The 25,806-nt window shown below is 39.9% G+C and carries 20 protein-coding genes; 8 read left to right on the top strand and 12 right to left on the bottom strand.

Going from position 1 to position 25,806, the window contains the following annotated elements:
- Positions 1-425 precede the first annotated feature (425 nt).
- Positions 426-3,032 (top strand): M1 family metallopeptidase, encoded by a 2,607-nt coding sequence (locus NSMS1_RS26535; RefSeq protein ID WP_224087633.1) that lies wholly within the window; start codon positions 426-428, stop codon positions 3,030-3,032.
- Positions 3,033-3,085: 53 nt separating this feature from the next.
- On the opposite strand, the gene NSMS1_RS26530 is transcribed toward NSMS1_RS26535, so the two are convergent.
- Positions 3,086-4,090, bottom strand: a complete 1,005-nt coding sequence (locus NSMS1_RS26530; RefSeq protein WP_224087632.1) for a hypothetical protein — start codon at positions 4,088-4,090, stop codon at positions 3,086-3,088.
- A 705-nt stretch (positions 4,091-4,795) separates the two neighbouring features.
- On the opposite strand from NSMS1_RS26530, the gene NSMS1_RS26525 reads away from it, so the two are divergent.
- Together NSMS1_RS26525 and NSMS1_RS26520 are read left to right on the top strand one after the other, a co-directional pair.
- Positions 4,796-6,514 (top strand): ABC1 kinase family protein, encoded by a 1,719-nt coding sequence (locus NSMS1_RS26525; protein ID WP_224087631.1) that lies wholly within the window; start codon positions 4,796-4,798, stop codon positions 6,512-6,514.
- A 48-nt stretch (positions 6,515-6,562) separates the two neighbouring features.
- Complete coding sequence (locus tag NSMS1_RS26520) at positions 6,563-6,940, top strand: hypothetical protein (RefSeq protein WP_224087630.1); 378 nt, start codon at positions 6,563-6,565, stop codon at positions 6,938-6,940.
- A gap of 77 nt (positions 6,941-7,017) precedes the next feature.
- Here NSMS1_RS26520 and NSMS1_RS26515 read toward each other — a convergent pair whose 3' ends face one another.
- The 8 genes from NSMS1_RS26515 to NSMS1_RS26480 all read right to left on the bottom strand — a co-directional run bounded on the left by NSMS1_RS26515 (position 7,018) and on the right by NSMS1_RS26480 (position 16,337).
- Positions 7,018-7,788 (bottom strand): hypothetical protein, encoded by a 771-nt coding sequence (locus tag NSMS1_RS26515; RefSeq protein ID WP_224087629.1) that lies wholly within the window; start codon positions 7,786-7,788, stop codon positions 7,018-7,020.
- Positions 7,789-8,119: 331 nt separating this feature from the next.
- The gene (locus NSMS1_RS26510; RefSeq protein ID WP_224087628.1) at positions 8,120-9,049 is read right to left on the bottom strand and encodes an alpha-1,3-mannosyltransferase family protein; all 930 of its coding nucleotides are present in this window, start codon (positions 9,047-9,049) and stop codon (positions 8,120-8,122) included.
- Between the two features lie 9 nt (positions 9,050-9,058).
- A complete protein-coding gene (locus NSMS1_RS26505) occupies positions 9,059-10,054 on the bottom strand; it encodes an Npun_R2821/Npun_R2822 family protein (RefSeq protein WP_224087627.1) in 996 nt (331 codons plus the stop codon).
- A 54-nt stretch (positions 10,055-10,108) separates the two neighbouring features.
- Positions 10,109-11,062: a glycosyltransferase family 10 domain-containing protein gene (locus NSMS1_RS26500; RefSeq protein WP_224087626.1), complete on the bottom strand. Its 954-nt coding sequence runs from the start codon at positions 11,060-11,062 to the stop codon at positions 10,109-10,111.
- A 73-nt stretch (positions 11,063-11,135) separates the two neighbouring features.
- On the bottom strand, positions 11,136-12,350 hold the full coding sequence (locus NSMS1_RS26495) for a glycosyltransferase (RefSeq protein ID WP_224087625.1): 1,215 nt from the start codon (positions 12,348-12,350) through the stop codon (positions 11,136-11,138).
- Entirely contained in the window at positions 12,350-14,614 is a 2,265-nt protein-coding gene (locus NSMS1_RS26490) for an ATP-binding cassette domain-containing protein (protein WP_224087624.1), read from the bottom strand. The genes NSMS1_RS26495 and NSMS1_RS26490 overlap by 1 nt, the downstream gene beginning before the upstream one ends.
- Before the next feature lie 106 nt (positions 14,615-14,720).
- On the bottom strand, positions 14,721-15,917 hold the full coding sequence (locus NSMS1_RS26485; RefSeq protein ID WP_224087623.1) for a glycosyltransferase family 4 protein: 1,197 nt from the start codon (positions 15,915-15,917) through the stop codon (positions 14,721-14,723).
- Positions 15,918-16,106: 189 nt separating this feature from the next.
- Positions 16,107-16,337, bottom strand: coding sequence for a hypothetical protein (locus NSMS1_RS26480; protein ID WP_224087622.1), 231 nt, complete (start codon positions 16,335-16,337; stop codon positions 16,107-16,109).
- A gap of 452 nt (positions 16,338-16,789) precedes the next feature.
- Between NSMS1_RS26480 and gloB the strand changes: the two genes are divergently transcribed.
- The 3 genes from gloB (at position 16,790) to dnaB (ending at position 19,806) form a co-directional block, all read left to right on the top strand.
- The gene (gene gloB, locus NSMS1_RS26475) at positions 16,790-17,563 is read left to right on the top strand and encodes a hydroxyacylglutathione hydrolase (protein WP_224087621.1); all 774 of its coding nucleotides are present in this window, start codon (positions 16,790-16,792) and stop codon (positions 17,561-17,563) included.
- A 250-nt stretch (positions 17,564-17,813) separates the two neighbouring features.
- On the top strand, positions 17,814-18,272 hold the full coding sequence (gene rplI, locus NSMS1_RS26470) for a 50S ribosomal protein L9 (protein ID WP_067768082.1): 459 nt from the start codon (positions 17,814-17,816) through the stop codon (positions 18,270-18,272).
- 181 nt (positions 18,273-18,453) lie between these two features.
- Positions 18,454-19,806, top strand: coding sequence for a replicative DNA helicase (gene dnaB / locus NSMS1_RS26465; protein ID WP_224087620.1), 1,353 nt, complete (start codon positions 18,454-18,456; stop codon positions 19,804-19,806).
- A 56-nt stretch (positions 19,807-19,862) separates the two neighbouring features.
- On the opposite strand, the gene NSMS1_RS26460 is transcribed toward dnaB, so the two are convergent.
- On the bottom strand, positions 19,863-20,393 hold the full coding sequence (locus NSMS1_RS26460; protein ID WP_224087619.1) for an FKBP-type peptidyl-prolyl cis-trans isomerase: 531 nt from the start codon (positions 20,391-20,393) through the stop codon (positions 19,863-19,865).
- 76 nt (positions 20,394-20,469) lie between these two features.
- The gene (locus NSMS1_RS26455; protein WP_067768075.1) at positions 20,470-20,793 is read right to left on the bottom strand and encodes a phasin family protein; all 324 of its coding nucleotides are present in this window, start codon (positions 20,791-20,793) and stop codon (positions 20,470-20,472) included.
- Positions 20,794-20,921: 128 nt separating this feature from the next.
- Here NSMS1_RS26455 and NSMS1_RS26450 point away from each other — a divergent pair, with 128 nt between their 5' ends.
- Positions 20,922-21,230, top strand: a complete 309-nt coding sequence (locus NSMS1_RS26450; RefSeq protein ID WP_224087618.1) for a TIGR03792 family protein — start codon at positions 20,922-20,924, stop codon at positions 21,228-21,230.
- Between the two features lie 274 nt (positions 21,231-21,504).
- On the top strand, positions 21,505-25,230 hold the full coding sequence (locus tag NSMS1_RS26445) for a HEAT repeat domain-containing protein (RefSeq protein WP_224087617.1): 3,726 nt from the start codon (positions 21,505-21,507) through the stop codon (positions 25,228-25,230).
- Here NSMS1_RS26445 and NSMS1_RS26440 read toward each other — a convergent pair.
- Positions 25,227-25,598, bottom strand: a complete 372-nt coding sequence (locus tag NSMS1_RS26440; protein ID WP_224087616.1) for a zinc ribbon domain-containing protein — start codon at positions 25,596-25,598, stop codon at positions 25,227-25,229. The two genes, NSMS1_RS26445 and NSMS1_RS26440, sit on opposite strands and share 4 nt — an antisense overlap.
- Between the last annotated feature and the right edge of the window lie 208 nt (positions 25,599-25,806).

Genomic DNA, 25,806 nt, shown 5'->3' with positions numbered 1-25,806 from the left:
AATTTTAGAAAAAACTAAAATTGGGCAAGTAATTATCAATTGTAATAATCAAATTATACATGCTTTAGTATGAAAAATTAATTTCTAGCAGGAGGCAGTAGGTAAAATCTTACTATTCCTTGCATTCACACTTTGCGAATGTTCTAACCTGTGTAACTATGGCTATAGCTGGTGAAAATACTAATAAGTGAACGTTATCAATATAGTTACTTACATGAGCTAGTTTAGAAAAAACGGTAAGTTAAATCTATAAGCCGCATATGTAAATGCACTTAGGCGGGTAAATAGTATTATACAAATCACATTATAGATAGTCTTAGACAAATGACTATTGACTTATAGGATTTGGGAAATAGAAAAAATAGCGCTATTTTTGGAAAATATACTCAGTGAAAATTTCAAAATAAAAAGGGCAGTTAGCATCAATGCCACACTCTTATTCCTTTGACCAAGATAATAACGGACACAAGTCATTTGAATTACCAGGAGCCAGACCCCACTATAACCCCGATCGCCCTGGACAGGTAGAGCATATTTTTCTCGATTTGCATTTAGATATCCCCAATCAAAGTTACGACGGTACTTGTAGCATCCGTTTGTTACCCATCCGCAACGGCATAGATCGCTTAATTTTGGATGCGGTGAATTTGCACATCCAGTCTGTGTTTGTAGACGAGGTAAAGCAGAACTTTGACTACGATGGCGAACAGCTAGTGATTCAATTATCTGAACCTACGCAAATTGGCAAGCGGATCTTAATTGCGATCGCCTATTCTGTAGAAAAACCCCAACGCGGTATCTACTTTATTCAACCAGACTCACATTACCCCAAGAAAACAGTGCAAGTCTGGACTCAAGGCGAAGATGAAGACTCGCGCTATTGGTTCCCCTGCTTCGACTATCCCGGACAACTTTCTACTTCAGAAATTCGGGTGCGTGTTCCTAAACCCCTGGTGGCAATTTCCAACGGCGAACTCATTGACACCCAAGAAGATGGTAAGGATAAAATCTACCACTGGTCACAACAACAAGTCCACTCCACCTACTTGATGACTCTGGCTGTAGCCGACTTTGCGGAAATTCGGGATGAATGGCGCGGCAAACCAGTCACCTATTATGTAGAAAAGGGACGCGAGGCAGATGGTAAACGCAGCATGGGCAAAACTCCCAGAATGATTGAGTTTTTGAGCGAAAAGTATGGTTATCCCTATGCTTTCCCCAAATACGCCCAAGTTTGCGTTAGTGACTTTATCTTTGGGGGGATGGAAAATACTTCCACCACCTTGTTAACAGACAGATGTTTACTAGATGAACGCGCCGCTTTAGATAACCGCAATACCGAAAGTTTGGTAGTTCACGAACTAGCACATCAATGGTTCGGAGATTTACTCGTCATTAAACATTGGTCGCACGCTTGGGTGAAGGAAGGCATGGCTTCCTATTCTGAGGTGATGTGGACTGAACACGAATACAGTGCCCAAGAAGCAGCCTATTACCGTTTACAGGAAGCGCGTAGTTACATAAGTGAAGATAGCGGTCGCTATCGCCGTCCGATGGTAACTCACGTTTACCGCCAACCAATTGAACTTTCCGATCGCCACACATACGAAAAAGGGTCTTGTGTTTATCACATGATTCGGGCGGAATTGGGAGAGGAATTGTTTTGGCAAGCAATGCAGACTTTTGTCCAAGATAATGCGCATAAAACTGTAGAAACTATAGATTTACTCCGGGCGATTGAAAAGGCGACTGGACGAAATCTGGCTTTCCTGTTCGACCAATACGTTTATCGTGGTGGTCATCCTGATTTTAAAGTGGCTTACTCTTGGGATGGGGAAGCTAAGTTAGCTAAGGTGACAGTTACCCAAACCCAAGTAAGCGCAGATAAGCAGAAAGATATATTCGACCTGAGAATCCCCATCGGTTTCGGTTATATACAGACAGGAGAATCTGCAACAGGGCAAATTTTTACAGTGCGGGTGCATGAAAGGGAACAGAGTTTTTACTTCCCATTAACCCAGAAGCCTGACTTCATCAGCTTTGATGTAGGGAATAATTGGCTAAAAACTGTGTCTTTGGAATATCCTATCCCAGAGTTAAAAGCGCAGTTAACATCTGACCCTGATCCAATTTCACGCATATATGCAGCAACAGCCTTGGCTAAAAAAGGTGGATTAGAAGCAACTAAAGCTTTAGCCGCATCCCTGAAAAATGAACCATTCTGGGGTGTGCGGGTGGAAGTTGCCAAACAATTGGCAGAAATTAAGCTAGACCAAGCTTTTGACGGATTAGTTGAGGGTTTAACTGATAAAAATCCTTATGTGCGCCGGGCGGTTGTGCAAGCATTAGCGCATATTAAAACTCGTGCTAGTTATAAAGCTGTCAAAAGTGTAGTTAAAGATGGTGATGCTAGTTACTACGTAGAAGCGTCTGCTTGTGAGGCTTTAGGTGCGATCGCTGCCATTAATTTCGATGACAAATCTAAAGAAGAAAAAGCAATTAAGCTCCTGCAATCGGTTTTAGAAGAACGAGCAGGTTGGAACGAAATTGTTCGCAGTGGGGCAATTAACGGTTTAGCTGCACTCAAAACCTCAGAAGCGGCGTTAGATTTGATACTTGAATATACCAAACTTGGTGTACCGCAACCATTACGCTTATCTGCAATTCGCGCATTAGGTAAGATTAGCGTTGGTCAAAATCTGATCAACTTAGAACGAATTATTGAACGATTAGCCGAACTGGCCAAAGAAAGCTTCTTTCTAACCCTAATGGCAGTTGTCGCCTCCTTGGGACACATGGAGACACCAAAAGCAATAGGCGTATTGCGATCGCTTGCTGATCAAACAACCGATGGACGTGTGCGTCGTTTCGCAGAGGAACAACTAACTCATGTACAGAAAAACATCGGTGCAGATAAAGCCTTACAGCAATTACGGGAGGAAATTGACCAACTCAAACAACAAAACCAAGAACTCAAAAGCCGCCTGGAAAGCTTAGAGGCTAAATCCCAGACTGCAATTCATAATTCGTAATTAAATATAGTAGGGTTGGGACATTGCCCACCCTACTACAACTCAGCACTTTACTATAATAGTGGAGCTAAAGGTGCGCGTCTTTTGCTACCACCACCACCTATGGTAGTTGGACTGTTATTATTAATGATGTAAAGCGCTTTGTATAGCTTCATCACATCGTCGTAAAAAGCGCCAGTCCAATTCTCAAGGTCGTAACCATATTTAGTTTTAAACTCCTCTGGAACTCCTTGTTCCACTGCTATGTAATGAGCATCCCAACCAGCATCATCAACAACGTAGCCACCGTAGTTTTGTAAAACCCGAAACAATTTCTTGCCAGCTGGTGTTTGTAATTGCAAGCTGGATTCTGTGATGGATGGAGGAATTGCTAGTAAGGTTCCTTGGACAAAAGCAGAGTTTGTACCCTGATAACTAGTGGAGGCTACACTATCGGCTCGGTCTGCTGGCCAGCGATAACCAGGACGGCTAGATGAGTAGTAATAGTATTTTTGCCCCCAAAACAATAACTTGATGGCATGGCGAATTGGTTGGTCGTTAATGAGTTCACCTTTACGAATAGAACCACCAATGGAAGATAGTCCAGAGCCGAAATGCGCTCCACCTATACCTTCGCCATATAGGCTTAAATCAGGGTAATAGTGCCAACCATAAACTGGCCCGCCATTTTGACAACGTGCTAATGGTTCAAGTTGTACTAAAGTTTTACCATCAGGCTGGAGAAAAGCGGAGGCATTATTTGGCGTACTATAGGGATTCAAAGTAGCGTCAGGAATAATTAAGCTATCGGGAACGGGTAAAGAGATATTCATCGAGTTAGTGCCAGAACACCTATTAGTCCAGCTACCCGGAGAATATACAGGACGTAAAGGATCGCTAGCCTTGAGCTTGTAAAAGTACTCTCGATCTACACCAAACCAAGCAGCCTTTTGAATGTTGGCTGGTATGTATCTAGCACCTGAGCCAATTGGCATATTCCAAATTGACGTAACAGAAAATGGCCATAACCAAGGATCTCTAGTAGTGGGTGTCTGACTAGTAGTGATCGCATTTGTCAAGATAATTGTCAAAAAAACACTTATGGACACCGCAAATATACGCAAATTGAATTTGCGGTTCCTCAATATTGAAATTGATTTCATCAAAATCTAGCCCAGCAACTTTCTTGGGAACTTAGCTATTATTTACGGCATCAGCAGAGGAATTCGGGGCAACTCTGCTTGATTTAGCCTGAGCCATTGTACATACGATAAATTAAAAAAGCAAGCAGCTAAATGGCTGTAGCTAATATATCCAAATTTGATTCCGTAAATAAGAAACTATGTAAAGTGTTCCCAAACTTAAGTCCGAAAATAACAGGGAATAACTTGTAGTTTTATAAAGTATAATTAATAAAAAGATAGAAATATCTAAAGCGTTTGAGTAGGCTAGCGTCGCTGCGAATAAACGCAAAAATCAAGTAGATTAAGAGTTTTTTGCAGCAGACTAGCCCCAAATCAGACTAGCAACCAAATTGCGGGTCACAACATTAAATCAGTGAACAGTAAACAGTGAACAGTTATCAAAATAATATAGTGGAGGATTAAAAACCCACCACTCAACCTAGCACCAATAGCTGTGGTGTTTCTCCAGGGATTCAACTGATAACTAGTAACCCTTACGGGTTCGCCAGTCGCTCATGGGGGAAACCCCCAAGACCGCGCTGGCTCACTGATAACTGGTAACTGAGAGTAAATTTCCCAGAAGAAGAGGCAGACAAAGGCGTGGGTCAGTATCAACCTGGTCAGCTAAAGCGCTACAATCCCGATGATATCGCTTGTTACTATCGTTATCGTCCCTGGCTAAGTTTGGGGCGGTTGTTCAAAATAACTTGGTACTTTGCGACTTTTATTTTGGGCTTAAAGTGGGATGAATGGCAAAATCAAGTAGAGCAGAATAAGGGGAAACGGGCTAGTCAGTTACGCACTATACTCACCCGTTTAGGTCCAACTTTTATTAAAGTAGGTCAAGCCCTCTCCACCAGACCAGACCTAATTCGCAAAGATTTTCTAGAAGAACTAATTAAACTACAAGACCAATTACCAGCTTTTGATAATGCGATCGCCTATCACATCATCGAAACAGAATTAGGCAGATCCATATCAGAAATATACAGTGAACTTTCGCCGTCGCCGGTGGCGGCTGCTAGTTTGGGTCAAGTCTACCGAGGACGCTTACTTAGTGGTGAAGAAGTCGCAGTCAAGGTACAACGTCCCCATCTGCGCCCTATCCTTACCCTTGACCTTTATTTAATGCGCTGGATAGCTGGTTGGTTAGCACCGTGGCTACCCCTGAATTTAGGTCACGACCTCACTTTGATTGTGGATGAGTTCGGAACCAAATTATTTGAAGAAATTGATTACCTCAACGAAGGGCGCAACGCTGAAAAATTCGCCCACAACTTCCGCGATACTCCAGAAGTAAAAGTACCGAGTATTTACTGGCGGTTTACCAGCAATCAAGTTTTAACTTTAGAGTGGATTAACGGCTTTAAGCTAACAGATACCAAGAGTATTCGCGCTGCTGGCCTAGACCCAGAAGCGATTATCCGTATTGGTGTTACTTCCGGTTTGCAACAGTTATTAGAGTATGGCTTTTTCCACGCCGACCCCCATCCAGGTAATTTATTTGCCATGCCTGATGGTCGCATGGCTTATATCGACTTTGGCATGATGGATCAGTTGGAAGAAGTTACAAAAGAAACTCTGGTAGATGCGGTAGTGCATCTGGTGAATAAAGACTATAGCGATTTAGCTTTAGATTTCGTCAATTTAGGATTTCTCACCCCCGATACAAATATTGGCCCCATCATTCCTGCATTGGAGGCAGTATTAGGAAATGCGATCGGTAAAAATGTCGAGGACTTTAACTTTAAAACCATTACCGACCAGTTCTCCGAACTGATGTATGAGTATCCCTTCCGCGTTCCCGCCAAGTTTGCTTTAATTATTCGTTCCCTAGTGACGCAAGAAGGAATTGCACTGAGTCTCAACCCCAACTTCAAAATTGTGGAAGTGAGTCATCCTTACGTAGCTAAACGCCTACTGACTGGTGAATCTCCCGAATTAAGAAGACGGTTGTTGAATGTGCTGTTCAAAGATGGTAAATTTCAGTGGCAGCGCTTGGAAAATCTGATTGCGATCGCTCGTACCGATGACAATTTTGATGTATTACCTACAGCCAGAATGGGATTGCAATTTCTCCTATCTGATGAAGGTCAATTCTTACGTCGCCAGTTAGTCCTAGCACTTACCGAAGATGACCGCCTGCACACCGAAGAGGTGCAACGCCTGTGGTTTTTGGTGAAGGATGACCTCCAACCAAATCGCATCTTCAATGTAGCGATCGGCTTGTTGACAGATTTATCTAGAGAAAGTGTAGCTGCTATTTTACCAAAAGCCGCATCTTTCAACTTTTTTGATGAATCCTCAGCCAAAAATTAAATTTGACAAATTTTTTATAAATTTTATCCAATAAAATCGGGAGTTTTCATGTACTATTACCCTTTACAACCGCCATATTTCTTACTAGTTTTAGGTCTGTTTGTAGCGCTAACCTCTGGCTTGGCTTTATCTGGAACATTGAAATTGGTAGTAGAAGATTGGCGTGTCAATAGCACAGAAAAATCCCAACCTATTTCATCATCTAGGAAACAATTGCTTTTCCCATTTTTAGGTATTACTGTCGGTGTTTGTTTCTTTGTTTCCTGTGGCTTAGAAATATTCGGTTTTCCTAATATTCTCGCTTTAGGAATTGGTTTACCCCTGAGTCTATTGACTTGTTTATTAATTTGGGTGCAATTAGGCAGTATGTTAACCTATGCCGAACGTCGGGGGATGAAATCACTAGATTTAGATTCTTTATCTTAGTGAAAGTTTGTAGTAAGTACTTTAGTGCTGGAGATACATTAGGAATAAAGTCCTTACTACGAACTTGATTAATTTCCTTAACTATAGTAAAAATTAAATTCTGTTAAAGCGATAATTCTAGTCTTATTCAAGCGGTAGTGGTAGCCAATTCTGCGTTTCCAAGCATCCCAAGTAGTCGGCTTGTTAGTATAAGAAGCATCCAAATGTTTTGCGGCATTTCTAACTTGTTCCCAGCCATCCTTCGCTACAGTCCAGCCTACTTTAGCAGCTGCTAATCCCATAGTGTTACCTTCGCCAGCATGGATACCCCTTAGTTCTAAATACCTGCCCATTTTCTCCCAGTATTTTAAGTACTCTATTTCTTTACCGCCATCCCTGGCAATTATAAATAGGGACTCCCCTATATAATTGCTAGTTTCTAAATTTATATTAAGATTGTTAGCTACCTGACGAATATGAGGTAGTCTCTCAGGGGTATATTTACTGATATGCCCAATCAGATTTTCACAGTGTCCGGCTGTAATTCCCGGCTGCCATTTTAGATTATCTGGTATGGGAGATAGAATTTCTGTGTCTGCATCAATGTATATAGCAGCATTAAACTGTGATAAAGCTGTTTTTATGACTAAGCTTTTATCATTGTAACAATGCAGAATACCACGTTGATAATGCTTAAAAGCCACAACATTAGAGTAATTACGGAAATCTTCTGGTAAGTCTGTGTAAACTACCAGCATTTTGCCTGGGGCATATTTTGCTAAATCATTGGCTAAGTGCTGAGTCAGAAGACGATATTTTTTTCTTAGTGCCAATGTACAAAAACAGTAGTTTTGCGAGTCTTGATTCATAAAAACTCTATTTAGTTATATCTACTGTCATTGTAGACAATCAAATAACTAAATGATATGTAGATTTAACTAAGTAGAACCGCGTAAATATTTGTAGTTGATATAAAGCCGTAGTCTTTTCATCAGCAAATATAAGGTAACATCATGCTACAGGCTAGACAGTCCTGATAAAAATAGCTTTATCAAAATTTTATGATTTATATTAAGTTCGCTTAAATACTGATCATATTCTGGGGGCTGGCAATGGGTAATGGGTAATGGATAATGGATAATTGGTAGTGGCTCAAAACAATTGCTTATTACCAATTACCCACCAAAACAACCATTTCAATTACTTCACTTTCAGTTGCCGCAACGGGCTTTTTAAGCGATTTAAGGCTTTTTGCCATTGGCTTTGTTTTACTGGTGCGGGTATAGCAGCCGGAGGTAATTCAGGATTTAAATTGCGGTAATGTTCCCAAATTTCCCAGTAAGGACAACCTGGTTGAATACGAATACCCGCCCAATGCAGATATTGTAGGGGTTGATTGACGTTAGGGTCAAATACTAAATCACCTTGAGTTTGGAATTGGGGTGAACCAGCCCAATTACCTGGTGCTTTACCTTCTCGGCGGACAATGTTGAAGCGGCGGGGAATGCGCTTGAGCAACATATAATTAATAATTGGTTGGTCGGAAGTCTTTTGGGAAAAGTCGAAGTATTCGGGATGGGCTGCACACTCTGTAAAGGTGGCATATAAATCATCTGCTGAGATTAAGTTTTTCTTGGAACCCCAAAAACCGCCATTGAAAATATCTTTAACTTCTGCTTCAGTAAAAACTTTGTCTTCCAGAACTTTGGATGTAAAAACGTTTTTTATTCCGCCTGAATATTGATAATCACAACAAATAAAATCTGCTTGAGCTAGGTAGTTAAGATTATCAATAATTTTTTCAAAGACAACAATATCAGTGTCAATATAGAGAAATTCATCGAATGGGCCAAACCAACAAGCTTGCTTACGAAATTGATTAGGACGAGCGAAAAATTTGCCACCGAAAGTTTCGTGTAATCTTTCGGAAAGTTCGTCTATAAAAGCTAAATCACTATAAAGTTGTACCCCATAGTGTTTGTTGAGTATATCGGCAATTTTATGATAATTATTATCGTAAGGAATCATCACAACTGGTGTGTCCGCATCATGTAAGCGGATACTGTTGAGTAGGGCGATCGCCTGATCAATAACTTTATCATTAGCTATAATATAAATTCCCCTAGACATATTTTCACCTCACACTGTTAAACCTAATTTTTTTAAAATTCTTTTACCTAGACTGGGATAATGTTCAATAACTTTTGTTTTGGTTGTAAACTGTGGGCGTTTGTCTGGTTCATGTAAATATCTATAATACAAGAACACATCTCGGTAAGGAAAATCAAGGTTTTCCCCTGCACAAAGTTTTCTAAATAAAGCAGAACTTAGTCCAATATAATGAATATAAGTAAGTTGCTTACCCTTATCGTATAAGATATTATTTTGTGTTTCAAAATGAGGAGAAGTTACACAGCAACCAGTCTTTTGATTACTAGGTAAACTGAGAGCAAAATTATAATTGGATATGCCTAGACGCATAACCATATAATTAAGCACTGTTTGATCAGGAGCCATATCATATAGAACTTCGGCTTCTCCTTGACGCAGCTTATCTAAAATAATTTGTTGATTTTGAGCATTAAATACACCTTTTTTGGAGGCATAAAATCCCGAACAAAAGACTTGTGTTTGTAATTTTTCTTTGGTAAATAGCTCTGTTAATTTATTAGATTGAAGATTATAAACGTGAGATAAATCTTTATACTGAAAGTCATATACTACCCAATCATAATGATTGAGTTGATTAAAAATAGCGTCTAAAGGACTCATTAATAATGTGTCAGCATCCATGTAGACAAAGCGGTCAAATGGGCCATCAAAGGCGCAGTAACGGCGATGAGTACCAACACGATGATATTTTTCCTGACTAATTTTCTGCCAATGAGCTTGAGCGGTAGGATGGGTATCCCATACACTACAAACAAATTCATCCCATTGCTGAATTGACTCTTGATTATTATAAAGCTGCACTTGGGGACGACGAGCGATTTCTGCCGCAATTTGTGTTGTATTGTCGTCATAAGGATAAACACAAACAGGCATTTTCTCCCCGTAAATTGCCTCAATACTATTGAGTAGAGCAATTAGTTGGTCGTAAACTCTATCATTAGCAAGGGTACAAATACCATCCATATAGGACTCACTGTTAATTTTTGGTTTTGTTGACTGTTAACTTTTGACTAATGACTATTGACTAACAAATTCTGATAACCAGTTGAGTAGGTTTAATTTGTGGAGGATGATTTGTCTAGCTTCGGCGATCGCATCCTTAGCAGCATACCAAAAATCAGGTGTAGCAGTCACTTCTTGAATGTAAGCAACACCTTTTTCATCCAAGGTGGGTAGGCGTAAAAAACTGCCTGGAGGTAATAATTTATCTGCTGCTGGGCCTCCATAATAAATTGGTAGACACCACGCCAATAAAGCATCCCATAGTTTTTCACTTACATACCAATCATTGTCAGCATAATTTTCAATTGATAAATTGTAATAATAAGGGGCCATACCATGCCACTTATTACCTAATTCTCCCGATGATTTAGCCCATGTAGGTAAACCTCGTCCATACAAATGAAACTTAACTTCACTCGCTTGGAGTAATTCGATAAATTTTAAGCGGCGACGATGGTTAGCAGTGCGGCTAATACCAGAAGTTATCCAACTGCAAGGGAAAACTTTTTCAGGTACAGGCATTTCATTGAGTTCACGAAATGCGTTGTTATGATACCAAATTGCTGGCATATAACCAGGATGAGGCGCAAAGTCATCAGGCCCCGAAATATAGCCACAATACTGTTGTGCTACTTGATAATTATTTTTATTATTCTCAACAATCTCTTCTAAAGGCGGTTCACGTAATAGATAAATTATGCGTTCTTTAGGTACATCTCTCAGTAAAGATTTTACATCTGTTTCTAGATTTTGTGGTTTACGCCGTAACTTATCTATCCAACTTGACTGTTTATTATTTTTAGGAAAATCGAATTGATATAACAACAGAAAATCCGGTTTTTCTGCCTGTGCATCTATTTGAATATTGCGCCAACTACCAAATTGTTGGGGTGTTTGTTGCCATAACCAATCTGTTCTTTTTGCTATATGACGATAGCTGGTAAGCATACCAATTTTTTTTATATTCATTGATTTATTATTTATAGTATGAAGGATTTAATATTGGTTGTTATTCTCACCTATTTAGCAATTGCTATCTAAGTTAGTTTTTAACTGAAGCTATTAGTTGAGGACGGAATGATTCATCAACATAACTGAGAATCTTATCTATGCGATTTTCCCAAGAAAATGGCTTGGCTAATTCAATATTGTTAGTATAACCTTCTATCCTTCTCGGATATATTTCTATAGCCTGTTTTAATGCTTGAGCTAGTTTAATAGGATTATCAGGTTCACACCACACAGCAGCTAAAGGCATCTCTTTAAACAGCATCAATGGCGGGATTTCTGTAATGACTATAGGGGTTCCTGAAGCCATATATTGAAAGAATTTTACAGGATTTGTGAAATTAGCAGATTTGCCTGAACAGTGGGGATGAACCAAAATGTCAGCAGCTTGAAATAAACTGACTAAGCGTTGGCGGGGTAATACCCAACCTAAAAACTTGATATTTTCTACTTGTTTATCTTTAGCTATTTGTTGATATGCTTTTACTTGTTCTTCCTTACCACCTGTGACAACAAACTGTACCTGTGGTAGTTCTTTAGCTGCATCAATTAAAACATCAACACCTTTAAAGGGATATAAAGCACCTGAATAAACCACTAGAGGCTGACTTGCATTACCTAATAATTCGTTACGCCATGCTGCGGCTTCTTGTGGCTGTCTTAATAAAAATGATTGCTCAAAACCGTTGTGTAACCAAACAACTTTCTCTGGTGGAAACCCCTGTTCAATTAGGCTTTGTCTAATAATTTCTGATTGGGTGATAGCTATTTGAAAAAAAGGACTTTCAGCAACGCCTGTGGGAATCTTTTCTTTTTGGAAATAGTGGCGTTCATAAATTGTAGGGATACGATTTTTAACTGCGGCTTGGACAAAATTCCAATCTCTGGTATGAACAATTTTAGTGTGGCGTAGTAGCTGAAATGGTAAATAATAGCGTGATATAATTGTACTAGATGCAGTAAACTTACCTCCAATACAATCAATAGGCCAAGGCATTGGTAAAGAGGCAAGTTTTAACTTATCTTGGACATCGTAAAATTCTATAAAATCTTTATCCGGTTGTCTTACTTGGAAAGGCGAAAACAATGAGAGTGTATTTAAAGAACCCCGTTTTGGTTCTGGATATACTAAAACGGAATCATAGCCTAAATTAGCAGCAGCATTAGCACAAAGAACATCATGAATTTCATGGGCTGTATCTGGTTGCTGCGATAATATTTTACTATAAAAGATGTATTGATTTCTCATTATTTATTTGGTGTCAATAGTTCTGGTTGTGTTGACAAGAGGTTATTTTCAAACTTTTCTAAGTAATTAAGGAAATTTGTTGACAGATTTAGAGCCTCATTGATTAATGAATATTCTCCTTCAGCTAATTCTCCTGTAATGTCAGTTAAGGAGCGTAGCGAAATTAGTATGTTGTTGAAGTTTATACGAAATTCGTTGATGTCTTTTAAATTCTCCATTTGTTTAGGATTTTGATTGACCTCGGTTAAGGAACTAGCTAAATATTGCACTTGTTGCTGCAAACTATCCTCAAAAATATCTAGAGCGTTAATAATTTTGAAAGCTGATTTGTAAGCATCTTCAACTAATTCTTGATGTTCTTGGCTATTGTCTGTTACATCATCCAGTAACAAGCGTAAAATGCCAATCATTGAGTTAAGGCGGTTGCGAATTTCATGAGAAATTCGTAAGAAACTTTGATTGGTTTTATTAGCTTCTGTATTACTAAACTGCATTGCATACAGACGGGAGTAGTAGCCACCTTTTTGTAATAATTCTTCGTGGGTTCCTACCTCAACTACTTTACCTTGATCTAAGACAGCAATTTGATTAGCTTTGCGGACTGTAGATAGACGGTGTGCAATCACTAATGTAGTTCTGTTGCGGCTGAGTTCTTCTAAAGCAGCTTGTACTAAACGTTCAGAGACGGTATCTAAAGCACTAGTTGCTTCATCAAGGATGAGAATATCAGGATCTTGTAGAAGTGCGCGAGCGATCGCTAGTCTTTGTCTTTGTCCTCCAGATAACATGACACCGCGATCGCCTACCATCGTATCAAATTGCTGCGGTAATTTACTAATAAATTCATAAGCATTTGCCCGTTTAGCAGCTAATAAAATCTCTTCGTCTGTAGCATCCTGTTTACCATAGGCAATGTTATTGCGTACTGAATTATTAAAGAGAAAAGTATCTTGGCTAACAATTCCCATACATCTGCGTAACGAGGGAATATCAAATTCGCGTAAGTCAATACCATCAATACGAATACTGCCCCCTGTTGGGTCATAAAATCTGGGCAATAAATCTGCTAAAGTTGACTTACCTGCCCCAGAACCGCCTACTAATGCCAAAGTTGTGCCACGAGGTAAATCTAAAGTTACCTCTTTGAGTACCTGCTTACTATGACCAGGATAATTAAAGGAAACTGATTCAAAAGTAATCCCTTTTTGTAAACTGCTGTAAGCGATTTTTCCATTGACTAGAAATGGTTTATCATCTCTTCGTAATAAGTCAGATGTCATATCTACACTAGCAACCAGACTGGCAAAGTTACTACGCAGACTATTAAGTTGAGAAACTAGAGGCAGCAAGCGCAATAATATCAATAGATATGTTAATATAACGGTCGAAATTGTGCTGATTTGGTCGGCAAAGAAGGTCTTACTTAAAATTACAATTAATAATAAAGCTGTGACTCCCAAAAACTCACTGAGAGGGTTAACTGCCTCTGAGTTCATTTGAGATTTAAAGTCTGCCAATTCCCGCTCACGAACTAATTTTCTAATTCTTTCAAACTCCCTATTCTCATTAGCTGTAGCTTTGACAAGGCGAATACCATTCAGAGTTTCTAAAACAGCTATTGAGTATGCTTTTGACATCTCACTCAATATTTTGCCGTATTTGCGGGAACGGGTAATAGTAAATTGATTTACTAATGTCACTAGCGATAGCAAGATAGTTGCCATAATGGTTAACTGCCAAGAAATTGACACCAATAGGCAAACAAAAACGAAAATTGTAATAACAAGAATAATTAACTTGATAATATTACTTACATAACTAGCAGCACGGCCAATTTCTCCTCCTAATCGGTTGATTAAGTCACCAACCTTGATTTTGGCATAATAATCTATATCAATATTTAGTAATAAATCGATACCAGCTTCTCGCATATCCGCAGTTAGCCGACGGCTTAAAGAACTTGATGCTAATGTGCTAGTATAAGTTGCCAAATTTTTTAAAGCAATTGTGAAGACAATTGCCCCTGCCATTGCACCAATACGATAGTTTTCTGGCACATGATCAAATGGTGTCATGATGGCTTTAAGTAATCCTGGAGCGCCTTTCAAGTCTACTGGTTGCCCCACTATTCTTAAAATTATCGGTACAATCAGCGTTGTGCTAATCCCATTAAATAAAGCCCCAGAAAATCCTAATATTATCGTTAGTAGAATTAATCCTGGGTATGGTTTCGCAAATTTTAGTAAGATGCGTCGATTAGGCATTTAGTTTATTAGGGTAACACTAGAATTATTTGTAACATAATCAATCAAGGTTTGATTAACTTCTCATTGTATTGGCTACTCATCATTACCGTATCCCGATGAATACTTACAAATTAGCAATAACTGACTGGAGAGTAGTAGCCATAGCAGATATACTGTATTTTTCTATACATCTTATCCTAGCTTGACGACCGCGATCGCCAGCTGCATCCCAATCTGCAAATATTGACTTAATCTGCGATGCCATTTCTTCAGGACAAGCAGGCTCAACCAAATAAGCCGTTTCCCCAACAATTTCTGGAATATCCCCGACGCTTGTCGCTAAAATAGGCTTGGCCATTGCCATCCCATCAGTTAATTTCAAGGGAAACTGGGCTAAAGCAGCAGGTGTATTGCGTTGGGGAACCACAATAATATGTGCAGCCGCAACAATTTTTGGCATTTGCGTAGGTAGAGATTTAGGTAACTTAATAATCCAACGCCCCCACTTTTCCATAAGTTGAGCATCATAGTCATCATAAGGACTACCGCCCACAATTACGAGCCTTAAATCCGGTTCGTTGAGGATATCCAACGCCATGAGGATATCTTCCACTCCTTTATATGGTCTAGGCGCACCAGGAAACATTAAAATCTTGTAGTCGGATAACCCATAAAAAGCTCGACTTTCTTCAGCATCGTAGTTGATGGGGTTAAATAAATCAGTATCTTTACCATTAGGTATATAAATTCCACCAAAGCGTTCTTGTAAAAATTTAGTATGAATTGTCACTGCATCAGCTTTTGGCGCAATCCCTTCCAAAAATTTTAAATACAGAGGATGATCAGGATTGCGTAAAGCTCCATCCGGCTTGAAAATATCTCGATAAAGTTGCTTCCAAGAGGGACGATACTGCCATTGTTCCCCCCCATACCAGCTTAATTCCCAATCATCTATATCTAAAATTACTGGCAGACGAGTTCTTAATTTTTTCCATAAAGATAGGCCTAAAGTTGTAGGTTTAGGCCTCATTGCATAAATAATATCACCATCAATTCTTTTTAAGAGTTCTGCCGCCGAACCCAGAAATTTGGGATAATTATGACCTATAAATTGATGAATCTGAACTTCTGATTGTGGAAAAACTGCTGATTCACCAAAGACAAATCCTAAAATTTCGACTTCATAATTCAGCTTTTGCAGTGCTTGAGCTAGGAGAAAAGAACGTACAGAACCACCTCCCCACCTTCCTGCCCCAGCACTGGATAAGTCGCTGACAATAATGGAAACTTTTAAGTTAGATTTGTTCGTCTGTAGATTCACAATTTAATATTGGTGGGATAACTTAACCTGTCCAAGATAATCATAAATCCTCATACGATATGTAGCCATAAGAAAAGAAGTTAGAGTCCAGATAAAAGATATTTCCATCTCCTTTTAACTCTGTACTTTTACATTCTTGGTTAAATATAATACTTTATCATGAACGCATCAGTACTTCTTTTAATTGCCTTACCAGTCAGTCAGTTTTAATTGCCCTGTCTGGATATGGTCAAAGATGCGGTTAATTTGGCGACGTTCTGCTTCACTAATATCAGTATGATTCAATACCACAGAAGTCAGCAAAGCATGATCTTCAGGACTTAATTTACCAGCACGTAAGATTTTATCTACAACTGGCTTAACGGCTGTTTCTGATTGATTATAAACACTGCTGTAACTGTATCTGTAGTCACTACTCATATTTTTTCCTGTGGTCATCAACTGAATGTCGGAATAATTTGGTCTTTGGTATAAAAAATTAATACGTAAGCAATCCTGAAAGTTTGGACAAGTTTTAACTAAAAATAGATATTTATGTCTGTATATCCATAGTATTTTGGTATTCCTCAGCAAAAAAGAACACAAATAATCTAACTTTGTGTTGATACTCTCTTCCAGAGAAGTATTACTGATAAATAGTCAATACCTTTGTAATTTTTTTGTATACTTCCAGTGTAATCACGGTTGTATACTATCATGGTTTATGGAGGCTTAAATAGAAATAATCATATATAAGCTTTTCCTATAATGCTAACTAGAGAGCAATGAGGGGCAGGGTAAGAATATTTTTATTAGTACTCAGCACGCTGTTCATCGCCCCGTTACTGCTAACAGCACTCATGACTCTTGATGTGTAAAAGAGATTTAAAAATATGCAGGTAATTCGATTAGCAGCACTTTCAGACAATTACATTTTCTTACTGCATGACCCTCAACAAAATATCGCGGCTGTTGTTGATCCGGCAGAGGCAGAGCCAGTACTTAAACAATTGGCTCAATTAAATGCAGAGTTAGTGACAATTTTTAATACACATCATCACAATGATCATGTAGGTGGGAATCAGCAGTTAATCCAAAAATTTCCCCAAGTAAAAGTTTATGGTGGAGCGGAAGATAAAGGTAGAATCCCAGGACAGCAAGTGTTTTTACAACAAGGCGATCGCGTCCACTTTGCTGATAGAGTAGCCGAAGTTATCTTCGTACCCGGACACACCCGCGCCCACATCGCCTATTACTTCCCTCCCCAAATACCAGACGAGCCAGGAGAATTGTTCTGTGGTGATACCCTGTTTGCTGGTGGTTGCGGTCGCTTATTTGAAGGCACACCAACACAAATGGTAGAATCTTTAACTAAACTACGCTCCCTCCCAGAAAATACCCTTGTCTGGTGCGCTCATGAATACACTTTAAAGAATTTACAATTTGCACTCAGTGTAGATGGTGGGAATACCGACTTACAAAAGCGCTTTGATGAAGTTAAGACACAACGCACCCAAGGAATAGCCACTGTACCCTCATTATTAAGTGTAGAAAAGCTCACCAACCCCTTTTTGCGTTGGGAGCAACCCGCATTACAAACAGCAGTTAACAGTAACGACCCCATCCAAACCTTTGCCCGTATCCGGGGATTAAAAGATAGGTTTTAGCTAGTTGACAGTTGACAGTTGACAGTTGTTAGCTCATTTCCACTGTCCATTGTTCACTGACAGCCAACAGTTAACAGTTAACTAAAAATATTTTTCGATTTTTTGTCAGCAAAGAGTTGCGATCGCCCCCAGCAGTTCGCTAGGATCTGTAAGCTTTAGGGTATAGAAATGCTGGGAATAGGGTTACACTAACGTAGGCTATCCTGCTGCAACCCAAGTTAATGAGATTTTACAGGAAAAATAGAAAACAATGGCGAAGCGCGTACAATTAGTTTTAACAAAGGATGTCAGCAAGCTAGGCAGATCCGGCGACTTAGTGGAAGTAGCTCCTGGTTATGCTCGTAATTATTTGATTCCTCAGAGTTTGGCAACTCATGCCACTCCTGGTATTCTCAAGCAAGTAGAACGTCGCCGCGAACAAGAACGGCAACGCCAAGCTGAACTTAAACAGCAAGCTTTAGAGCAGAAAGCCAGCTTAGAAAAAGTTGGCAGTTTGAAAATTGCCAAGCAAGTTGGTGAAAACGAAGCTATTTTCGGTACAGTCACCAGCCAAGATGTTGCAGATGCGATTCAAGCAGCTACAAGTCAAGAAGTAGACCGTCGTGGTATTACCATTCCCGACATTGGCAAGTTAGGTACTTACAAAGCAGAAATCAAGCTATTCTCTGATGTTACAGCAGTAGTTGATATCGAAGTTGTAGCTAGTTAGAAGAAGGCAGGAGGCAGGAGGCAGGAGGCAGATGGCGTAGCCTGTCGAAGACAAGGCAGGAGGCAGGAGGCAGGAGGCAGAAGGCGGAGATTAAAGTCTTTTTCCTTTCCCCTTTCCCGTTTCCCCTTTATCTTCCCCATCTCCCCCCACTCCCCACTCCCTACTCCCCACTCCCATTCTTATGTCTGAAGAACTAAATTTTCACGGCGATGGTAGCGATCGCCTTCCACCCCAAAACATTGAAGTAGAAGAAGCGATTTTGGGGGGAATTTTGTTAGATCCAGAAGCGATTGGTCGAGTAAGCGATCGCCTCGTTGCCGAAGCATTTTATGTTAACGCCCATAGAGATATTTACCAAGCTGCCTTACGTCTCCATGCCCAAGGTAAACCTACAGATTTACTTGCGGTAACAAGTTGGCTGAGTGATAACGACTTGTTAACTCGCATTGGTGGGAGAAATAAATTAGCCACACTGGTAGACCGTACAGTGTCGGCTGTGAATATCGATGCCTTAGCCGGGTTGGTAATGGAAAAGTACCTGCGACGGCAATTAATTAAAGCTGGCAATGAAATTGTCCATCTTGGTTACGAGACAGATAAAGAATTACCCATAGTATTAGACCAAGCAGAACAAAAAGTTTTTGGTGTCACCCAAGAACGTCCCCAATCAGGTTTAGCTCACATAGCCGACACCTTAATTAATAACTTCCAAGAAATTGAGGAGCGTAATCAAGGCATTGCTTTACCTGGGATTCCCTGCGGCTTTTATGATTTAGATGCTATGACCAGTGGCTTTCAGCGATCGGATTTAATTATCGTCGCGGGGAGACCGTCAATGGGAAAAACAGCATTTTGCTTGAACCTAGCTAATAACATCGCTGCGGGAATGAAGTTACCTGTTGCTGTTTTTAGTTTAGAAATGTCTAAAGAGCAGCTGGTACAACGTCTACTCGCAAGTGAAGCCCAAATCGAAAGCGGTTATTTACGGAGTGGTCGTTTGAGTCAAACACAATGGGAACCATTAAGCCGGGCAATTAGTATGCTTTCGGAAATGCCCATATTTATCGATGATACACCAAATATTACCGTCACCCAAATGCGTTCTCAAGCCCGCAGGCTACAAGCCGAACAGGGTGTAGAACTAGGTTTGATAGTTATAGATTATCTGCAATTAATGGAGGGAGGCGGTGATAATCGTGTACAAGAATTATCAAAAATTACCCGTTCGCTCAAAGGTTTAGCCAGAGAATTATCTGTGCCTGTGATCGCTTTATCTCAGCTGAGTCGTGGAGTAGAAGCACGTACAAACAAGCGCCCTATGTTATCTGACTTACGTGAAAGCGGATCTATTGAACAGGACGCGGATTTAGTTATCATGTTATACCGCGATGATTACTATAACAACGATAGCCCTGATCGCGGCATTGCCGAAGTAATCGTAGCCAAACACCGCAACGGCCCCACTGGTACAGTAAAACTCTTATTCGACCCGCAATTTACCAAGTTCAAAAACTTAGCTAGATCAGGTTATTAAAAAGGAATGGACAGTGGACAGTAAACAACCAGTCAACTGTCAACTGTCAACTTCCCCTACTTAACGTCTAACAATTCAACATCAAAGATTAAGGTAGCGTTGGGAGGAATTACACCACCAGCACCACGAGCGCCATAACCTAATTCTGAGGGAATGATTAATTTACGACGACCACCTACTTTCATGGTGCTGAGTCCTTCATCCCAGCCTTTGATTACTTGTCCAACGCCGATTTTGAAGCTGAAGGGACTATTGCGATCGCGTGAACTATCAAATTTAGTACCATCTTCTAAAGTACCAGTGTAGTGAACTACAACAGTTTGTCCAGTTTTAGGAGTCGCACCAGTGCCTTCTTGTATCTCTACATACTTGAGTCCAGAAGCAGTAGTGACGACGTTAGCAGCATTATCGGCATTAAACATATTATCTTTCTTGGTTGGAGTATTGTTTTCTTTAACACTTGTGACGGCTGGTGGAGTTTGAGGTAAATTAGCAGCAATGGCATCCTGTTTAGCGCCTACTTGCGCTACCACCAAAACTACAACACAGACCAGCATCAAACCTATGCTGAATAAAATTGCTTTCAAAATTAGCCCCCTAATGAGGTAGTTTGGCAACGAAAATTACCAACAGGACACAATTAGTTTAAAACACAAGCGCATCCTAACGCCAAAGCTTATTTTCTAAATCTCGCACTTGACGTTCTAAGCGGTCAATTCGTCCCCGCAATTCATCCACCTCAGACTGACGCGCCACCCCTAAATCCTGCATCATATTACGCATTTGTCGTTGCATTTGGGCATCCCAATTTCCTTGCTCCGACTTTAACTGCTGTACAATGTCATCCATTACCGCCTTAGCTTGTTCTGGATTAAGCTTACCGTCCTTCACCAATTCATCACTAGCCTGCTTGAGTTTTTCCGCTACGACAGACGTTGTACCGATACCAAGCATCATTAACTGCTGCAACCAATTGTTGCTGTCCATATTCCTTTCCTGTTCCTTGTTTCAAACCAGCCGACCCTTGCTCCTGGTGCAATCAAGCTATGCTGGAAGCGTATTTATTCTATACAACTCTATTTTGGCAGATTGACAAATATAAGGAATGAGTGGATGTGGTTATAGAATTTCTGAAGTTTAAAGTTGACCCTGATCTGCGAGAGGCTTATATCCAGAAGGATGCAGAGATTTGGACAACAGCACTAGCGCAGTATCCGGGGTTTTTGGGTAAAGAAGTTTGGATTAATCCTCACGACTCTACAGAGGTTGTCTTTGTGATTCATTGGGAAACAAAGGAACATTGGCAAGCCATACCAGTAGAGGATTTAGAGGCTATTGAGCAAAGGTTTAGGCAAGCTGTGGGTAACTGTTATGAGTTCGTGGAATCTGGAGAATATCAAGTACGGAAATTTCCCCATGTTTAAACGGGAGTAGGGATAACGCTAATGATTTAACTATCCTTAAACATCAGTAAAAATAAAATTACTGTAGGATGTGTTAAGCGCACATTGGGAGATGATGTCTGACGAAAAGAATAACTTAAGCGCCTAACGCCTTAACACACCCTACTTAAGATTTACTTTATAAATAGTCTCTTAAACACCAGAGATTGATTTTCTGCAAATTTGTTGAAATCTACAGCCATTGAAACGGCTAATGGATATACTCGAAGTCTATAGCTAGGCAAACGCGAGTATTATGTTAGATTGGTTAGCTGTTTGGGGCGTAACTCAAGCTGTCGGGTTTGCTTTTAAGTCGATTTTTGAGGACTTAGCAAAGGACGCGGCTAAAGATTGGGCTAAAGACTTATTAAAATCTGTTCCTAATAATATCTTACAGAAGCTGCAGAAGGAAGATATTGAAACTGCTGCTGGTACAGCCTTGAAGGAATTTTTGCAGTTAATGCAGCAGGAATTAGAAGATGCAGATTTAGAAGGAGCAGAACTACAAAAATATACTCAGCCTTTAAGTATCTTTATTCAAGATAAATCTTTAAAAAATACTCTTGGTCTTCCTTTTAAGCCAGACTGTCAAGTTATTAATTCTCAAAGTTTAACCAAGGCTTGGCATGAGAATAATTTACCACTTCTACCACAAGAATTTGATTGGGAAAGATTAGCTAAACGTTATCTCAAGAAAGTTAAAGCTATTATCCGAGAATCAGATAAGTTACGCCCAATTTTAGATTCTCAGCATTTAGAAGAAGTCAAGGACAACTTACAGCAGTTAGCTGGTATTCCTACAGAATTTGATTTGCTTGGTTATCAAGAAGGTCTGCGGGAACGATATGGGAACTTGCGGTTAGATAGTTTAGACACCACTGGTTACGCATACAACGAATTGAAGTTGTGGCGTATGTTCATCGCTCAAAATGTGCGGGAAGTTCATCAAGTTTTGCCTCAAGTCCATGAACTGCCGAAAGAACATTTAAAACAACTCAGAGAAAGTCATCAAATAGAAGATATTTCTTTAGATGAATTAGCATATTACAAACAGGTTTATCTTAATCAGCCCACTTTTTCAGTATTAGATATTATTAATAATCGGCAAAATTATCAATATATAGTAATTTTAGGCGATCCAGGTTCGGGAAAATCAACTTTATTACAATTCCTGGCATTAAATTGGGCAGAAACACCATTAGGTAGTGCCATTTCTCAGCCGCTACCTTTATTAATTGAATTACGTACTTATATGCGGCGGCGCGAAAATAATGAGTGTAGTAACTTTCTCGATTTTTTTCATAAAAGTAGTGGCATAGTTCATCATCTCAATCAACATAAACTACATGAACAGCTAAAGACTGGTAATGCTTTAGTGATGTTTGATGGTTTAGATGAGGTATTTGAACTGGGGAAACGGGAAGATATTATTACTGATATTCACCGTTTTACAAATCAGTATCCTGATGTAAGGGTAATTGTCACTTCTCGCGTTATTGGGTACAAACCTCAAAGGTTACGGGATGCAGAGTTTCGCCATTTTATGTTACAAGATTTGGAACCAGAACAAATTCAAGACTTTATCCATCGTTGGCATGAATTAACTTTCAGTGATGAAGGCGATAGAAGACGGAAGAAGGAACGGCTGCATCGGGCAATTGATACATCAGTTGCGATCGCTGAACTAGCAGGCAATCCCCTATTATTAACTATGATGGCTATCCTCAACCGTAATCAAGAGTTACCTAGAGATAGAGCCACGCTGTACGAGCAAGCATCACGGGTACTTCTGCATCAATGGGATGTAGAACGCGCTTTGGTGGAAGATTATCGCCTAGACCCGAAAACCATCGATTATAAAGATAAGCAAGCCATGTTGCGCCAAGTGGCTTATAAGATGCAAACCAGTGCCAAGGGTTTAGCGGGGAATTTAATTAGTACAGGTGATTTAGAAAAGATTTTAATTCGTTATTTAAAAAATATCGAATTTGACCAGCCTGTGATAGTTGCCAGAGTCATGATTAATCAACTACGGACTCGCAACTTTATGTTATCTTACCTGGGCGCAGATTATTATGCTTTTGTCCATCGAACTTTTCTAGAATATTTCTGTGCTTGGGAGTTTGTTTGGCAATTTAAAGAAACTCAAACTCTTTCAATTAAAGACTTAAATCAAGAAGTATTTAGTAAACACTGGCAAGATGAAACTTGGCATGAAGTTCTCCGCCTAATTACAGGCATGATTGAGCCAAGATTTGTCTGTGAAATTCTAGAATACTTAATGGCTCAAAATGGTGAACAAGATAAGTTTATTAATATGTTTCTCGCCGCCAAATGTCTGGCAGAAGTACGAAATCGTTTGTTAGTGGTATCCACAGCCAATAAATTACTGCAACAAATCAAAGCATTAACTAAATATGACCTTGACTACTATTATCAACCTTATTTAGATGAGGAAGAAACTCAACTAGTACAAGAAATTCGGACTAAAGCTGTGACATCTGTGGCTACAACTTGGAAAGATGACTCAGAAACTTTGCCTTGGTTGCAACAACTAGCTACAAGTGATGAACGCGACTATGTGCGTCGTGTCGCCTTGCAAGAATTGGCACGGAGTTTCAAAGATGATCCTGATACCTTATCTTGGTTGAAAAAATGTGCCACCACAGATAATGATTGGACTGTCCGCCAAGCTGCCGTGCAAGAATTAGCTAGGGGTTTTCGAGATGACCCTGATACTTTACCAATTGTCAAACAACGGGGAACAATTGATGATAATGAGTACGTGCGCCAAGCCGCCGTGCAGGAATTAGCTAGGGGTTTTAAGGATAACTCCAATACTCTACCTTGGCTGCAACAACGGGCTGTTACTGATAATTCCGGGGCTGTGAGACAAGTAGTTGTGCAAGAATTGGTGAGAGCTTTTAAAGATAGTCCCGATACCCTGTCTTGGTTGAAAGGATGCGCTACTAGTAATGACTGGACTGTCCGCCAAGCCGCAGTGCAAGAATTAGCTAGGGTGTTTAAGGATGACACCGATACCTTATCTATTCTTAAACAGAGTGCGGCTAATGATGATAATGAGTATGTGCGCCAAGCCGCAGTGCAGGAATTAGCCAGGGGTTTCAAAGATAACCCTGATACTTTATCTATTCTCCAACAAAGTGCGATCGCTGATAAATCTTTTGATGTCCGCCAAGCCGCAGTACAAGAATTGGCTAGGGGTTTCAAAGATGAACCGCAAACTCTCCCCTGGTTGAAAGGGCGTGCGACCATTGACAATGATAAATATGTCCGCCGGGCGGCTGTACAAGAGTTAGCCAGGGGTTTTAAAGATGACCCTGAGACATTATCAATTCTCAAAGGGCGTGCTGTAGTTGATTTACACTCGGATGTAAGACGGGCGGCTGTACAAGAATTAGCCAGGGGTTTTAAAAATGACCCCGATACCTTATCTATTCTCAAACAACGCGCCACATCTGATGATAATGAGTCTGTACGCCGGGCGGCTGTGCAAGAATTAGCCAGGGGTTTTAAAGATGACCCAGATACCTTACCAATTCTCAAAAAACGCGCCACATCAGATAAATACGCCAACGTCCGCCAAGCCGCATTACAGGAATTAGCTAGGGGTTTTAAAGATGACCCCGACACCTTGCCAATTCTCAAAAAACGTGCTATGTCAGATAATCATTTAGATGTGCGACATACAGCACTGCAAGAATTAACGCGCAGTTTTAAAAATGACCCAAGTATGTTTGAAGTGTTTTATCACTGTGCGATGAACGACCCCTTTACCCGTGAGTACAACTTCCAGCACAACCCGCGACAATTAGCCTTAGAAACAATTATTGAACAATATCCGCATCATCCCCAGACTGTACAATTATTACGCGATCGCGCCTACAATGACCCAGATGAGCAAGTTAGGGCGTTTGCTTGTAAGGAGTTGGCACAATTGGATGTACCAATTCAAAATTAAGAAGTGAATATGACGAACAGCAAACAAATGAGCAATAAACCCAATATCAATATCAAAGCTTGATTACGTTTAATCCAACTTTTGATAGATGCGTCAAAATTATTTGAGCTTTTTTGCTCTTCTATCTGAGCGTTTCTGTCAGCAATATTTTGGTAAAGGGTGCAATCTTTAGCGTAAGGACGCTGGGGAAAAGTACAACTATCATCAACGTGATAAGTACAGGTATCACACAAATATGTGCCTTTAGCAGCACGATGTAGAGTAATACCAGGATGACCGTAGGCTTTGAGCGTTGTACGGCAGTAAGGACAAGTGATAGCCTGACTATCAACCTGCTGATGACATTGGGGACAGGAAATTTTCGCCACAACTTAAAAGTAAAAAATATTAGTAAATAATCTGATTTTATCTAAATTTCCAAAGAAGACTCCCGTCACAGCCGCAATGTCACTTGCTACAACGCTGGAAACCCCCTACAGGGACTCTGAAGGTTTTTAATAAAGTAATGAGTGAGAACTATAAAATTTACGAAATTATGTTGTATGTAAATATGCTTATACATCTATAGACTTTTCC

Origin of the sequence: Nostoc sp. MS1, from assembly GCF_019976755.1 — a bacterium.
In the GTDB taxonomy this organism is placed as follows: Bacteria; Cyanobacteriota; Cyanobacteriia; order Cyanobacteriales; family Nostocaceae; genus Trichormus.
Note: the sequence above shows the minus strand (reverse complement) of the source record. Positions and strands in the feature narration are given on the sequence as shown.